The 15,173-nt window shown below is 56.6% G+C and carries 9 protein-coding genes; 3 read left to right on the forward strand and 6 right to left on the reverse strand.

Going from position 1 to position 15,173, the window contains the following annotated elements; genetic code table 11:
* Positions 1-80 precede the first annotated feature (80 nt).
* On the reverse strand, positions 81-2,858 hold the full coding sequence (locus tag HHI26_RS04345) for a flavocytochrome c (protein WP_133843395.1): 2,778 nt from the start codon (positions 2,856-2,858) through the stop codon (positions 81-83).
* Between the two features lie 593 nt (positions 2,859-3,451).
* On the opposite strand from HHI26_RS04345, the gene HHI26_RS04350 reads away from it, so the two are divergent.
* The 3 genes from HHI26_RS04350 to HHI26_RS04360 all read left to right on the forward strand — a co-directional run bounded on the left by HHI26_RS04350 (position 3,452) and on the right by HHI26_RS04360 (position 8,582).
* Positions 3,452-4,963 (forward strand): DASS family sodium-coupled anion symporter, encoded by a 1,512-nt coding sequence (locus tag HHI26_RS04350; protein WP_133843393.1) that lies wholly within the window; start codon positions 3,452-3,454, stop codon positions 4,961-4,963.
* Between the two features lie 180 nt (positions 4,964-5,143).
* The gene (fumA, locus tag HHI26_RS04355) at positions 5,144-6,790 is read left to right on the forward strand and encodes a class I fumarate hydratase FumA (protein WP_171148669.1); all 1,647 of its coding nucleotides are present in this window, start codon (positions 5,144-5,146) and stop codon (positions 6,788-6,790) included.
* A gap of 214 nt (positions 6,791-7,004) precedes the next feature.
* A complete protein-coding gene (locus HHI26_RS04360; protein WP_171148670.1) occupies positions 7,005-8,582 on the forward strand; it encodes a methyl-accepting chemotaxis protein in 1,578 nt (525 codons plus the stop codon).
* A 157-nt stretch (positions 8,583-8,739) separates the two neighbouring features.
* On the opposite strand, the gene HHI26_RS04365 is transcribed toward HHI26_RS04360, so the two are convergent.
* Genes HHI26_RS04365 through HHI26_RS04385 form a run of 5 tightly spaced genes read right to left on the reverse strand, consistent with a single transcriptional unit; the run spans position 8,740 to position 15,164 of the window.
* Positions 8,740-9,405, reverse strand: coding sequence for a tail fiber protein (locus HHI26_RS04365; protein ID WP_133843388.1), 666 nt, complete (start codon positions 9,403-9,405; stop codon positions 8,740-8,742).
* A gap of 33 nt (positions 9,406-9,438) precedes the next feature.
* Complete coding sequence (locus HHI26_RS04370; RefSeq protein ID WP_171148671.1) at positions 9,439-11,541, reverse strand: HlyD family efflux transporter periplasmic adaptor subunit; 2,103 nt, start codon at positions 11,539-11,541, stop codon at positions 9,439-9,441.
* 2 nt (positions 11,542-11,543) lie between these two features.
* Positions 11,544-12,863: an HlyD family efflux transporter periplasmic adaptor subunit gene (locus tag HHI26_RS04375; RefSeq protein ID WP_133843384.1), complete on the reverse strand. Its 1,320-nt coding sequence runs from the start codon at positions 12,861-12,863 to the stop codon at positions 11,544-11,546.
* Complete coding sequence (locus HHI26_RS04380) at positions 12,860-13,651, reverse strand: efflux RND transporter periplasmic adaptor subunit (RefSeq protein WP_241008202.1); 792 nt, start codon at positions 13,649-13,651, stop codon at positions 12,860-12,862. Before HHI26_RS04380 ends, HHI26_RS04375 begins: the two co-directional genes overlap by 4 nt.
* 16 nt (positions 13,652-13,667) lie before the next feature.
* The gene (locus HHI26_RS04385; protein WP_133843514.1) at positions 13,668-15,164 is read right to left on the reverse strand and encodes a TolC family protein; all 1,497 of its coding nucleotides are present in this window, start codon (positions 15,162-15,164) and stop codon (positions 13,668-13,670) included.
* Positions 15,165-15,173: the final 9 nt, after the last annotated feature.

Genomic DNA, 15,173 nt, shown 5'->3' on the forward strand with positions numbered 1-15,173 from the left:
TGTGATGCTTTCTGTCGGGGCCGGATAATATACGGCACCAACGACGTCCGGTAGGGGCCGGGCATGCCCGGCCCGGGGGTTTAACGTTTCGCGTACGCCGCCGCGTTACGCCCTGCCAGAATCCCGAAGATGATAATATCGGCTACCGCATTACCGCCGATACGGTTAGCACCGTGAATACCGCCGACCACTTCGCCCGCAGCCCAGGCGCCGTTAATCACCTGTTTCTGCGCATCCAGCACCGCGGTGTCGGTATTAATGGTCACGCCGCCCATCGTATGATGCACGCCCGGGGCGATACGAATAGCGAAGTACGGCCCCTTGTTTAGCGGATGACGCAGCGCGGTGGTACGGCCGAAGTCTTCATCCTTCTGCTGTTCAACGAACTGGTTGTAGCGACCCAGCGTGGTTTGCAGGGTTTCCTGGTCCATATTGATTTTTACGGCCAGCTCGTGCGGCGTGGGTGCACTGATCACAAAGCCTTTGGCGATGTACTCATCGGCGGCTTTGTTATTCGCACGCACCTGGTCATCAAAGATAATCCACGCACTCTTCTCTGGCAGCGCAATAATCTCGGCGGAGACTTTGTCGCGGGTTTCCATTTCGTTGTAGAAGCGCTGGCCGGCCTGGCTGACCAGAATGGCACCGCCGCCGCGAATCGCTTCCGAAATCAGATAAGAGGTGGTTTGTTCCACGGTCGGGTGAATCTGGATTTCGCCCATATCGACGGTATCCGCACCAATATTTTGCAGCATGGCGATGCCGCTACCGGTGGCCCCTTTGTGGTTAGTGGTGACAAAGCCATCCAGCTCAGGACGGTATTTCACCACCATCTCACGGTTGGCGCTGAAGCCACCGGTCGCCACAATCACGCTTTTGGCATTCAGGATGCGGGTGTCGTTATATTCATCGACCACTTTCACGCCGCTCACCGCGCCATTTTCCAGCAGAATTTCCGCCACGGAGGTTTCCAGCAGCACTTCGATATCGCGCTGATTAATGTTTTTCACCAGGCCGCTAATCAGGAAGCCACCGACCGCAGAACGGTCAGCCGGACGGTGCGTGCGGTCAATGCTCATGCCGCCGGTAATGGTGATATCGTTCAGCTCAATACCGTTAGTCGCCAGCCACTCAATAGCTTCGGGTGCCAGGTTAACAAACTCGCGCAGCAGTTCCGGGTTGTTCTTAAACTTGCCGCCTTTGAGCGTTTCTTCATAGAACAGTTCTTTGTTGTCCTCGATGCCTTTCAGCTTCTGGAAGCGGGTTTCCGCGGCGTTCATCCCAACCGAGGCTTTAATGGTGTTCCCGCCAATGGTTGGCATTTTCTCGATGATCACCACATGCGCGCCCGCATCGCTGGCCTGAATGGCCGCCGCCAGGCCGCCACCGCCGCTGCCGACCACGACGACATCGTAGTTCTGCGGGGCTTGCGGGTTGCCCCCCTCTTCAATCACATGCTCTTTGCTTGAGGTGGCCATGGCGCGGGAGACGGCTTTTTTCAGCGCCTCACTCTGTGTAGTGGCACCCGTCACGGCATCCACGTGCGGGCTGTTCGCCACCAGCATACGGGTACGCAGGCTCTCAAAGGTGGTGGTGAAGTCCACGTCGAGGGTGTCATCCGGCACCAGTGAAATATCGGTAATACGGTCGGTATCCAGGGTGACACTGATTTTCAGCTTCAGCGCTTCGGCTTCCACTTTCTCCTGGTACACCCCTGCTTTATATTTACGGCCACCGGTGCTGACGTCGCGGATCATGGCGTCAACCAGTGAGAAGCGCCACAGCGGTTCAGGAATGTTCAGCGCTTCACGCTGGGTGCTGTCGATAAACAGTTCAAGATGATCGTTTTTAATAATGCGATCGGCCCAGTCCGGGTAAGCAATACAGGCTTTACCTACCGCGACCAGGTCAAAACCGTATTCCAGCGCCTGTTCAGCGTCCGCTTTGTTGATCACGCCGCCCACGCCAATCACCGGCACTTTTGCCAGGGTTTCTGAACGTGCAGCCAGGTATTTGGTGATCAGTGGCGTCGGATCTTCGCGGTCAACAATCGAGGAGCGCAACAGCTGCCCCACAGAGAAGTGCACGTAGTCCAGACCGCGTGCAGCCAGTTTTTCCAGCAGATACAGCGTGTCATCAAAGCGGATGCCCGGGACTTCAATTTCTTCCGGTGAAAAGCGGTAACCAATGATGAAGGACGTATCCGCAAAGCGCTCCACCATTTTATGCGTTATTTCAAGCACTTCCAGAGGGAAGCGTGCGCGGTTGTCGCGGCTACCGCCCCATTTGTCATCACGCTGGTTGGAGTTCGGTGAGTAGAACTGCTGGATCAGGTAGGTGTTGGCACCGTGGATTTCCACGCCGTCAAATCCGGCTTTAATTGCACGGTTAACCGCATCACCAAATTTGGTGATCATCACATCAACTTCTTCGGCAGTCAGCGCCTGCGGGGTGGTCGCACCGTCACGCGGTGCAGCTATGGCACTTGGCGCGACCGGCGTACGTCCGCCAATCAGTTCCGGCTCAACCATACGGCCGCCGTGATAGATTTGCAGAATAGCTTTAGACCCTTTGGTCTTGATAGCGCTGGCAATTTTCGCCAGACCCGAAATCTTGTTATCGCTGTCGATAGCAATGGCCCCCGGGAAGGCCGGGCCTTTCGGGTCGATGAAGCAGCACTCAACAATCACCGTACCTATGCTGCCGGCACGATCGCGGTAATACTCAACCAGTTCACTGGTGACGGTGCCGTCGTAGAAACCGGTACAGGTGGTCATCGGCGCCATCAGCAGGCGGTTCTTCAGAACCGCCCCGTTTGGCAGGGTCAACGGGTTCAGAATAGGGGTTAGCGTATTCATTAGGTGTACTCCAAATTAAAAGTTTTGAATTCTTTAGCGGGCAGCTATTTTATTATTTATATTAATAGCCCGACGTCATGATGCTAATATAACAATTTCTTTAGCTATATAATCGATAACTTTAATTATTTAACTTTTAAATAAACGAATACTTTTTATTTACCCGAAATGCTACAAATAGTTTTATTAATTGTTAACTAATGAACACAAAAAATCAACCTATCGTTTACAGAAAAATTATAATCAATAAAATCATATTCTTAACAAAACAAATCTGACTTTACTGGAAATAAAATGTACACTAAGATGAAGATTAAGCCTCTTAAATGAAAACAACGCTTAATAAATGATAGCCAGTTGTTAAAAATAAAAGGGTGCTGCAATTTTTATTGATCCAGATCAAAGTCTATATTTAAGGATGTCGCATTATATTTATATCAACCCAATAAATAGATGCTTTTTCATTGGGAAAAGACGAAAACGACTTCAAGATTCACGGTAGAAAAACTAAATAAATAGAAAAGAAAGTAAAAAAATCAGTTATAACCTACCGGGACACTTAACGAATTCTTATTAACTTGCAGACTAAAACTATGAAACAGACATCTATGGTCAGTGAAACCGCAAAGGCACCTCCTGCCGCTGCGGGGCAAAAAAAACGCCTGCTTATGTTGTTCCTGCCTGTACTGGTTGCGGTGTTACTGCTACTCGTGCCGGTACCTCAGGGGCTGGAACCTCATGCATGGTACTTCTTCGCTATCTTTGTGGGGGTGATTGTTGGGTTGATTTTTGAACCCCTGCCTGGTGCGGTGATCGGCCTTACCGGCGTGGTGGTCATCGCGCTGTTCAGTCAGTGGGTGCTGTTCAGCCCGGCAGAACTGGCCGACCCGAAATTCAAAACGGCCGCTCAGGCATTTAAATGGGCCGTCAGCGGATTCGGTAACTCTACGGTGTGGCTGATCTTTGGCGCCTTTATGTTCGCCGCGGGTTATGACAAAACACAGTTCGGCCGCCGCCTGGCGCTGATTCTGGTGAAATATCTGGGGCGTCGCAGTCTGACCCTCGGTTATGCCATTACCTTCGCTGACCTGCTGCTGGCCCCGTTCACCCCGTCCAATACCGCACGCAGCGGGGGCACAATCTACCCGATTATTGCCAACCTGCCGCCGCTGTATGGTTCAAAACCTAACGACCCCAGCGCCCGTAAGATTGGTTCGTACCTGATGTGGGTAGCGATCACCGCCGCCTGTATCACCAGTTCGATGTTCCTGTCGGCGCTGGCCCCTAACCTGCTGGCCCTGGCGCTGGTGAAAAGTGTGGTGGGCTTTGATATCTCCTGGGGAATGTGGTTCCTGGCCTTCCTGCCGTTAGGTCTGTTACTGCTGTTGACCATGCCGCTGCTGGCTTACTGGCTCTATCCGCCGGAAGTGAAGTTCAACGATGAAGTGCCGCGCTGGGCCATCAGTGAGCTGGAAAAACTGGGCAAACTGACCCGTAACGAAATCCTGCTGCTGGTGTTTGTGGTCTCTGCCCTGCTGATGTGGATCTTCGCCACCGCCTGGATTGAACCGGCTATGGCTGCCCTGCTGGTCGTCGTGCTGATGCTGTGGACTGGCGTACTCAACTGGAATGACATTACCAGTAACAAACCGGCCTGGAACACCTTTGCCTGGTTCGCCACCCTGGTGGCACTGGCAGATGGCCTGGCACGCGTTGGCTTTATCGCCTGGTTGGGTAAAGAAGGTGGGACGCTGCTGCAAGGCTACGACCCGCAGGTCTCCGCCGTGGTACTGATGATCGCCTTCTTCCTGCTGCACTACCTGTTCGCCAGTACCACTGCGCATACCACCGCGCTGTTACCGGCCATGCTGACCATTGCCGCCTCGATTCCGGGCATCAATATGCCGGTATTCTGCCTGATGATGTGTACCTCACTTGGTCTGATGGGCATCATCACCCCTTACGGTACAGGCCCAAGCCCGATTTACTACGGCAGTGGTTACCTGCCAACCAAAGACTACTGGCGTCTGGGGACCATCTTCGGGGCCTTCTTCCTCTGCGCCCTGATGCTGATTGGCTATCCGTGGATGGTGATGATGTTCTGATGCGCGCTTAACGGTTAATCACGCACTCAGACATGCAGTTGTTGCAACAATGTTATACCATTCCTGACCTGCCGACCTGACTCAGGGTCGGCAGGAAAACAATAAAACAGATATCGCCATTAATGTTGCCGAGCCTCCGCATCCGAGAAGGAGGGCAGCACATCATTAAGTGAGAGCACAATGTCGAAAAAACCTTTCCATTATCAGACCCCGTTCCCTCTTGCAAAAGAGGATACCGAATACTACCTGTTAACCCGCGATCACGTCTCCGTGGCCGAATTCGACGGGCAGGAAATCCTGAAAGTAGAGCCTCAGGCTCTGACGTTACTGGCGCAACAGGCGTTTCATGATGCCTCATTTATGCTACGCCCGGCCCACCAGCGCCAGGTGGCCGCCATTCTGGCCGACCCGGAAGCGAGTGAGAACGATAAGTACGTTGCCTTGCAGTTTCTGAGAAACTCCGAAATCGCTGCCAAAGGGATCCTGCCAACCTGTCAGGACACCGGCACCGCGATCATCATGGGTAAAAAAGGCCAGCGCGTCTGGACGGGCGGCGGTGACGAAGCCGCCCTGGCGTTGGGGGTGTACAACACCTACACCGAAGACAACCTGCGCTACTCGCAGAATGCCGCGCTGGATATGTACAAAGAGGTCAACACCGGCACCAACCTGCCTGCGCAAATCGACCTCTATAGCGTTGACGGTGATGAGTATAAATTCCTGTGTATGGCGAAAGGCGGCGGTTCAGCCAACAAAACCTACCTGTACCAGGAAACCAAAGCGCTGCTCACCCCGGGTAAATTGAAAGAGTACCTGACGGAGAAAATGCGCAGCCTCGGCACGGCCGCCTGCCCGCCGTACCATATCGCCTTTGTGGTCGGTGGTACGTCCGCCGACAGCACGCTGAAAACAGTGAAACTGGCCTCAACACACTACTACGACGAGCTGCCAACCGAAGGTAATGAACACGGCCAGGCCTTCCGTGATGTGCAACTTGAGCAGGAACTGCTGCTGGCCGCACAAGAGCTGGGCCTGGGCGCACAGTTCGGCGGTAAATACTTCGCACATGATATCCGCGTCATCCGTCTGCCGCGCCACGGCGCATCCTGCCCGCTGGCGATGGCGGTTTCCTGCTCCGCTGACCGTAACATCAAAGCGAAGATCAACCGCGAAGGCATCTGGATTGAAAAACTGGAAGATAACCCAGGCCAGTATATCCCTGTCGAACTGCGCCAGCAGGGCGAAGGCGATGTAGTGCATGTTGACCTGAACCGTCCGATGAAAGAGATTCTGGCCCATCTTTCTGAGTATCCGGTTTCCACACGCCTCTCTCTGAGCGGCACCATTATCGTGGGCCGTGATATTGCTCATGCCAAGCTGAAAGAGCGCCTTGATAGTGGCGAAGATCTGCAACAGTACATCAAGGATCACCCGATCTACTACGCAGGGCCGGCGAAAACCCCGGAAGGTTATGCGTCCGGTTCCCTCGGCCCGACCACCGCAGGCCGTATGGACTCCTACGTTGACCTGCTTCAGGCCAACGGCGGCAGTATGATCATGCTGGCGAAAGGCAACCGCAGCAAACAGGTGACGGATGCCTGCCATAAACACGGCGGTTTCTACCTCGGCAGCATCGGTGGCCCGGCGGCGGTGCTGGCACAGCAAAGTATCAAAAGTCTGGAGTGCATTGAGTACCCTGAGCTGGGTATGGAAGCCATCTGGAAAATCGAAGTCGAAAACTTCCCGGCCTTTATTTTGGTCGATGATAAGGGCAACGACTTCTTCGCTCAGATCCAACAGAATCAGTGCGATAAATGCGTGAAGTAACCGCCTGAGGCGGCATTCCCCTCCGCTTCAGGAGGGGAATGCAATTGTCACGAAAACGTCATAAACCAGACTTCTCTCTACAGATGAGTCAGTTAGCCTTCACATCCTCTGTTATCCCCCCTTCTCCCGATTAAAGTCGCTGCCCGCCAGGTCGATATCTCTGGCGACTGTGAGCTTTTTTTGCATTTTTTATTCACCGGGAAATCCTGACGCTATGAAACTTAATCATCTCTCTATCGGGCAACGCCTCGGCATGCTGGCGGCCATTTTGCTGCTGGCCACCCTGTTTATCGGTATACGCGGTCTGACGGTTAACGCCGACGGGTTAACGCAGAATCAGCATATTATGGCTACGGAGCAGACCATCGCAGAGAGCATTGATACCGCACGCAATGCGCAGGTGCAGTTCAAAATTCAGGTGCAGGAGTGGAAGAACACCCTGCTGCGCGGTACGCAGGGCGAAGCGAAATTCAATCAGTACCGTGATGCCTTTGTTAAACAAAGCCAGAAAACCCAGGTGCTGCTGGGCCAGCTGAGCACACTGCTCCCTGAGATTGGCATGAGCAACAGCGAGGTACTGAAAACCCGCACGCTGCACGCCGAACTGGAGCAGCACTATCTAAAAGCCCTGCAACAGTACAGCATTCAGGACAGCGACAGCGCGCACAAAGTCGATGGTCTGGTCGCCGGAATTGACCGTGAGCCCACGCGGATGATCGATGAAATGGTTGCCGCCACGCTGCAACAGGCGGTGCTGATCCGCGAGCAGAGTAATGCGCGTAACCAGCATCTGTATCAGCAAACGCGCATGATGCTGCTGCTGGCAATGGGTCTGACGCTGCTGGCTGGCTTTATGATCACCTTTTGGCTGATCCGCAGCATCACCCGCCCGCTGGCGCAGGCTGTCTCGATTGCACGAGCGGTGGCGTCCGGTGATTTGCAGACGCCGATTATCGTCAGCGGCCGCGATGAAACCGCCGAACTGATGCATGCCCTGCAGGAGATGAACGGCAACCTGACGCGTATTGTGTCCGGGGTACGTTCCGGCACCGAAACCATTGCGTCGGCCTCCAGCGAAATTGCCGTTGGCAGCCGCGAACTGTCCACGCGCAATGAAGCACAGGCCAGCGCCATTGTGCAGACCGCGGCCTCAATGGAGGAGCTGACGTCAGTGGTCAAAAACAATGCAGAGAACTCGCGTATCGCCAGCGATATCTCCATTGAAGCCTGTGCCGTCGCCAGCCAGGGCGGTGAAGTCGTGGAACAGGTGGTACGCACTATGAGCGATATCCACCAGTTCTCCACTCAGATCAGCAATATTATCAGCGTGATTGACGGCATCGCCTTCCAGACCAATATTCTGGCACTGAATGCCGCCGTTGAAGCGGCGCGTGCAGGCAGCGAAGGACGCGGTTTCGCCGTGGTCGCCGCCGAAGTGCGCGCCCTGGCACAGCGTTCTGCCACCGCCGCGAAAGAGATCGGCACACTGATCGACAGCTCTGTCACCCGCATCAATGAGGGTAACTCGCTGGTGAAAGTAGCGGGCAGCGCGATGGAAGAGATCGTCAGCAGCGTGCAGCGCGTCAGCCAGCTGGTGGAAACCATTTCGATGGCCAGCGGCGAGCAGAGCAGCGGCATCGATCAGGTGAATATCGCCGTGGTGCATATGGATGCCGCCACCCAGCAGAACGCCACGCTCTCTCAGGCATCGGCCGCCGCCGCGCAGGCAATGCAGCAGCAGGCTGAGCAGCTGTTAGAGATGGTGCGAGTGTTTAAACTGCGGGAAGAGTAACAGACGGCGTGAGCGGCCCGGCATGCTGAAACTGCATAATGGGCCGAAAATCGGCTTATTCCACCACGCCGGATGGCATAACGTTTTTCTTACAGCAAAGCCAGAGCACCATGATCAGCGGGATAATCCATATCGGGTCTTCCCGCTCAGTGACGATTTACGGTCTTGGCGGATACAAGCCGTTAACCGCGATGCAGGCCCGCAGTGTGGTCTCTGTCGGGATAATGCTGAACGGCTGACTCGAACCGCTGTTAGACACCCCAATGGCCCCACCGGTGGTGGTGGCACTGGTGCCGCTCAGCGCAACCTGGGTGCCGCCAGGCGCGACATACGCTTTCGCCGCAGGACCGGTCAACGCTGACAGCTGGTTCTCAGCGGCCGTCGGTGCCGCCGAGGTACCATTGCTGGCGCTGGCATTAACCACCACCGTTGTCACGAGCGGCGTGGTCCGCACCGCTGCATGGTTATGCACTGGCATCTGATTCACCGTTAATTGCACGCTATCTGCTCCTCGTTGTGTCCCCTGAGGTAAGTTTGGCCCCTGGCCGATTGCCAGCCTTGCGCGCAGATCGGGCAGTTTAAAGGTACTGCCGCTACCGCCATACTGAACGCCTATCAGGGAATACAATGCCTGATAAGTATTGATCTGCATGTCACGTCCATCAGCATCCAGATAATCCTGAGGGCAATAGGTTGCCGCGGTATAACAGATCGACCCGGTATAAGGTTCCGCACTACAGGTCGCCTTTGCCGATTGAGAGACCGACATCAGCGCCAGACCGCATGTTGTGAGAGATAACGCCAGTTTCATTGAGAATTTCATCGTCACTTCCTTTTTATGCCGTTGATAACAGGTTTAAAAACCACTTTCCCGCAGACCCAGCGCGGCAACACGTCGCCATGCACTGGTAAACAGAGATTCCGCTTTACCCTTAATGACCACCACACCGCGCACCGGTTGTTGCGGTGCCACGGCCTGGTCGATCGGTTCAATACTGACGCCATACCACGCCTGCACCGCACGCGCCCTTTTCTGTTCATCGCGTCTGACCGCCACCGGCCCCCCACGGTCAGAGGCCAGTTTCTCCTCTTCCAGGAACGGGCTGCCGGTCGGATCGATTGCCTTCAGGCGCACCGGGATCGCCGCCAGTGCCGGGTCATCAGCAATAAACCGCCCACCGTTTCCGGGGGCAATCCGTTGCAGATTATCTTCGCGCAGATAGCCATAAATCCGGCTCTGTTCTTGTCCAACGATGCGTAGCAGGACAGCCTCCGGCGACAGCCAGCGGCCCGGCGTCAGATCGCTGGCAATATCGCGCACCACGCCCGACTGCGGGGCGCGTACCTGTAAGCGCTCCTGCTGGGCCGTCAGTCCGCGATGCTCTGCCAGCGACGCCGCCAGTTCCTGTTGCAGGACTAGCATGTCGCCTACCGTGTCCTGCCGGGCCGCCTGACGGCGGATCTGAAGCTGCAAAATGGCCACGCGCTGTCGCACGATAATTAAGCGGGCATTGAGGTCGGGCGAGGCCAGCTCCAGCAGCAGTTGCCCGGCACTGACCTGCTCACTGTCGTGCACGTGTAATGTGACAATCTGCGCCGGGGCCGGAGCATAGAGTGTGCTGACCCGGCTGGCCTCCATCAGCGCCGGGATCTCAATCCCGCTGCGCCACGGCACAAACAGCACCGTCAGGACCAGGGCCAACAGCAGCGTGCTACGTATCCACGTTTTTCGGCGCGACTGTTGACGTTGTTTCCACCACATCCCCATCTCCTGTATCACCGGCAGCACAATAAACCAGCCGATTTCCACCATCATCAGAAACAGCCCCAGCACTTTGAAAAAGTAGTGGTAGACCGTCAGTGCAATCCCCATGAATAAAAAGAAGCGCCACAGCCAGGAAGCATATCCCCAGATCAGCAGCCGACGACGCATACACTTTGACCAACGCTGCGGGGGGGCCTCACCGTAGCCGAACAGCGCTTCACGCAGATGCCAGCGGCACAGCGCATAAGCACGGCCTTGCAGGTTATCGATGCGCCAGAGGTCGCTTAACATGAAGTAGCCATCAAAACGCATCAGCGGGTTGATGTTAATGATCACGGTGGTCACCCAGGTGGCGCTGGAGAGCAGAAATGCGGCGGTGTGCAGCGGACCTTCCGGCAGCAGCGACCAGGCAAACAGGGCCACGACCGCCAGCAGCAGCTCTGCCAGAATCCCTCCGGCACCGATCAGCAGGCGAGTCCGATGTTCCCGCACTCGCCAGGCATCGCTGACATCGGTATAAAACATCGGGAACATCACGATAAATGCCACCCCCATGCTTTGTACCCGGCAACCTGCCCGCTTTGCCATCCACGCGTGCCCCAGTTCATGGATGAATTTCGCCACAACCAGCGTACAGCCGAAGGCCATCGCCCCGCCCAGCGTGAACAGATGGGAAAACGAACTTTGATAGCGCGGCCAGTCGCGGCTGACCAGAAACAGCCCCGTCATTAACAGCAGCGGAAAGAGATAGCGCAGCAGGCCTGTGCCGAACTTCTCCAGCCAGGGCCAGCTTCGATTCAGGAACGGATCGGGCCGCCACAGCGGAATGCGAAAGAACAGATACTGATGCAGGACTTTTTTAAACAGGCTCTGGCGACGTGCCGCCGACTTTAGATCGTAGCTGGCACGCTGTTCAGCATCCCCGCCGCTCACCAGATCGTGGGTGCGCAGAAAACGCAGAAAATCATCCAACTCTTCTGCCTGCAACGGAATGCCCGGCTCGCGATTCGCCGCCGCCAGCACCTGCTGGTCATCCCCCAGCGCCCAGTGGCGCAGCAGCCTGATCGCACTGCCGTTCAGTTTGAAATAGCGCCCGGCCAGCGAATCCGCCAGCGTCCACTGCGGTGAGCCATCCAGTGCAGGCGCTGCCGCGCAGAGTTGCAGGTCGTCACGTAATGCCGGGAGTGCCGCCATGTTTACAGGCCGACCGTTTTACGCAGCGCGGCCAGCGGGCGACGGAAAAGATAGGCCGCCAGCGGAACGTATTCACCGTAGATTTTGGCCGTACCGCGTAATCCAATGCGTGGGGCCCTGTTGAGGAAACGCGCATCCAGCCGATAAGCCAACAGTCCGGCGGCGGTCATCCCCGCTTCATAGGCAACGCTGGTCAGCTGCGCATCATGGCGTTGCAGCGGATCGCTGTCGAGAAACAGCGCCACGCCCGCATCGGCCGGAAACGGGATCACATCCCCCACGTCCAGCTCAATTTTCAGTTCAGCCTGCTGTGGATCGGCCAGTTCCATGAGGCGTTCCCCGGTTCTGACCGGTTTCCCCACCAGACGATCTGCATCGGCAAAGACGGCGATGCCGTCACGTTCAGCGCGCACCTCACTACGCTGTAGCAGGTCACGGGCATAGTTCAGCTCCGCCCGTTTCTGCTCCACCTGAGCAGCAAGGAGGTCGAGTTTGGATTTGGAGTCGGCATCCTGAAACGCACGCTGGCCGCCGGTGCGCCTCTCGGCCTCCGCCACATCCAACGCCCGTTCGGCCACGTCAACCTGCGCTTTCAGCACCGTATTATCAAAACGCACCAGCAGATCGTTCTGTTTCACGGGCTGATTGGGTTTCACCCTGAATTCAGCGATCACCCCGTCGAGCGGTGCCGTCACCACTCGCCCCCCTTGCGGTACCACTTCGGCTGGGGCCAGCACCGACTGCCTGACGGGGATCAACATCACGCCCACCAGCACAATCACACCTGCCAGCAGTTTGAATTTAGGCCAGCCGGGCTGCCAGGTTTTATGTGGCTCCAGCGCCAGCCATGCATGGCTGTATACATCCGCCAGCTGCTGTGCCAGCAGCCGTTCACTCTCCTGCCACGGCATGTCCCGCGCCAGCCATAAGCCGCCAATCAACTGTCCGTTACGATCGTTCAGCGGCACCCACAGTGCTTCGGCGGCGGACAACGCCTGCCAGTCACGCTGTGACTGTGCATCCAGCCAGTCGGCTTTGATGGTGGCAGCCTCGACGGCATGTCCTCCGGCGATCAATTGCTTCGCGGCACGTTCGATAAAGGCGATAAACGGCGCGTGAGGATCGGGGACGGACACGCCGGTCACTGCCCGTACACGGCCGTTGATGATCAGCGCCACATGACGAAAACCAAACAGTTTCAGACCGTCGTTAACCATCGACCAGGCGAGGGTTTCGCTGGTCTTTGCCGCGCGGGCCTTGCGTTCAAGCTGGAAGAACTCGGCAAATACCCGCTCCGGTGCTACTGGGGGCGTTACGCTCACTTCAGCTCCGTAAAGTGTGCACTGCCGCTCATCCCGGCGATCAGAGCGCTGTCCACCTGCGTCACACGGCCAATCAATACCAGCGTCTGGCTGCTTTCATCAATGCGCGCGCCGACGCGCACCACTTCAGCCTGTAACGGGGTGCCGGTTTCATCCGGGGTAAAGGTGAAGGTCTGTTTCGGCTTCAGGCTGGATAGCCAGCTTGACGGCACCAGCAGGTTGATTTCCAGATGGCGGTTGTCGACGATTTCCAGTAATGGTGCGCCCTGTGCCAGATATTCCGACACCTGCGCCTTGCGCGACACCACCTGCCCGGCAAACGGTGCCACAATGCGGCAACGGCTGGTCTGGATCTGGTACACCTGACTTTCCGCCGCCGCCTGTGCCAGCCGCGCTTCAGACAGCGCCACCGCATTACGGCCCACGGATTTCATCTCTGCCAGCTGGCGGTTCTGGCTTAACTCCTGCTGCGCGGCACGCATCGCCGCCTGAGAGGCTGATTGCTGTGCCTGATAGGCAGAGCAATCAAAGCGCACCAGCAGATCGCCTTTTTTAAACGCCTCCCCTTCACGGAAAGGCATCTCAATAATTTTGGCGTTCAGCTCGCTGGACAGCATCGCCTGGTCAATCGCCCGCAGTACGCCACGCGCTTCTCTGCCCTCTTCAGAGGCTTTCACCCCCGCAGCAGGAACCGGGTCGAGCTGGAGTTCGCTGGCGGCATAACCGTGCAAGGGGGCCGCACAGAGTGCGGCCAGCATCAGTAGAGAACTTCGAATATGGTTGTTCAACAGATCACCCTGCGTCCTACAGTGAAATATTGCCGGCTGCCCAGCGTTTTTCGGTGCGATCCAGCGCCTGGCCAACCGACGAAATATCGGTCAGTTTTTGCGCTTCCGGCAAGGGATCAAGGCCGACGGTGACAAATACCTGGCCGTAGGCATTGCGCAGTTCCGCATAGGCGAGGTCGTTACGCAGTGAGGTATTCACCGCGTTCAGTTCGCCCTGGATCAGTTGTAGCTCACCAATGCTGCCCGCTTTGTAACGGTTATTGAGCTGGGCAAGGATTTCGCTGTCGAGCACCTGCAACTCTTTACCAGTATGGTACTGGCGCAGCGCTTCATTGTAGTTAGCACGCGCCACGTACAGCTGGGCCAGCACCGCCATCGACATCGCCTGACGGCGCAGTTCTGACACGCTTTCTCCTGCCTTCGCTACGTCATAGGCCGCCGGGCCGGAGATCAGGTTGAACAGGTTCCAGGTCACTTTTGCCCCGGCATCAACCCAGCTCTGGTTCACCAGGAACGAGTTGCTGTCATAGTTCCCGCCAAGAGAGAGTTCGATACCTGGCAGCATACGCAGCAGGGATTTACGCGTTTCGGCAGCGCTGATACGCACCTGATAATCCTGCTCACGCAGTTCGGGACGGTTAACCAGTGCGGCTTTTTCGAGATCGTTCATCGGTACGTTCAGTACCGGCTCGACCAGCTGTTCACGGTCCGGCAGCGCCAGCGTATAGGCACTGCCCAGCGGCAGGTTCATCAGGGTGGCCAACTCGGTTTTGGCCAGCGACAGCGCGCGGCGCTGCTCTTCCAACTGACGAGTGGCATCGAGCAGTGCGCGCTGATAGCTGTAGGCTTCAATCAAATCACCCACTTTTTGCGTCGACATTTTCTGGCTGTTCTCACGCGCCATATTCACGCGCCCGATTAAGGCATCAATACGCCCTAACAGACGTTCAGCGGCCACGGCACGCCAGTACGCTGACTGGACATCCTGCACAATAGTGTGCGTGACCTTGCGGCGGCGCTCTTCAGCAATCCAGCGTTTATCCGACTGTTGATGTGCGGTGACGTAGCTGACGCCGAAGTCAAGAATGTTCCATACCATGGTGAGATCCGCGACCTGACGGGTACGATCCTGCGAGGTGGACGGCTCCAGAGACTGGTTACCCGATTCCACGCTGCGGCTGCTGGAGGCACTGTAGTTATCGCGCGTAACGTACCCGGCTTCCGCCGCCATTTTCGGCAGCAGGTCAAAGCGCGAGAGATCCACCTGCGACTGTGACAGCGCCTGCTCCTGCACTTTGAGGCGGGCTTCAAGGTTATATTTTAGCGCGCGCGCCATGGCATCATGCAGGGTGATCGGCGCGGTGACCGGATCCTGCTGGCTGAACATCGCGCTGAGGTCCGCATCGGCACGTTGCTGGCTGGCTTGCTTATCGATCGGCTGCGTGGAGACCGCACAGCCGCTCACCAGTAATGCAATCATGCTGATGGTGAAGATTTTTCCATACTTATGCATCATCAATTC

This window comes from Erwinia sp. JH02, from assembly GCF_013074405.1.
Classification (GTDB): domain Bacteria; phylum Pseudomonadota; class Gammaproteobacteria; order Enterobacterales; family Enterobacteriaceae; genus Erwinia; species Erwinia rhapontici.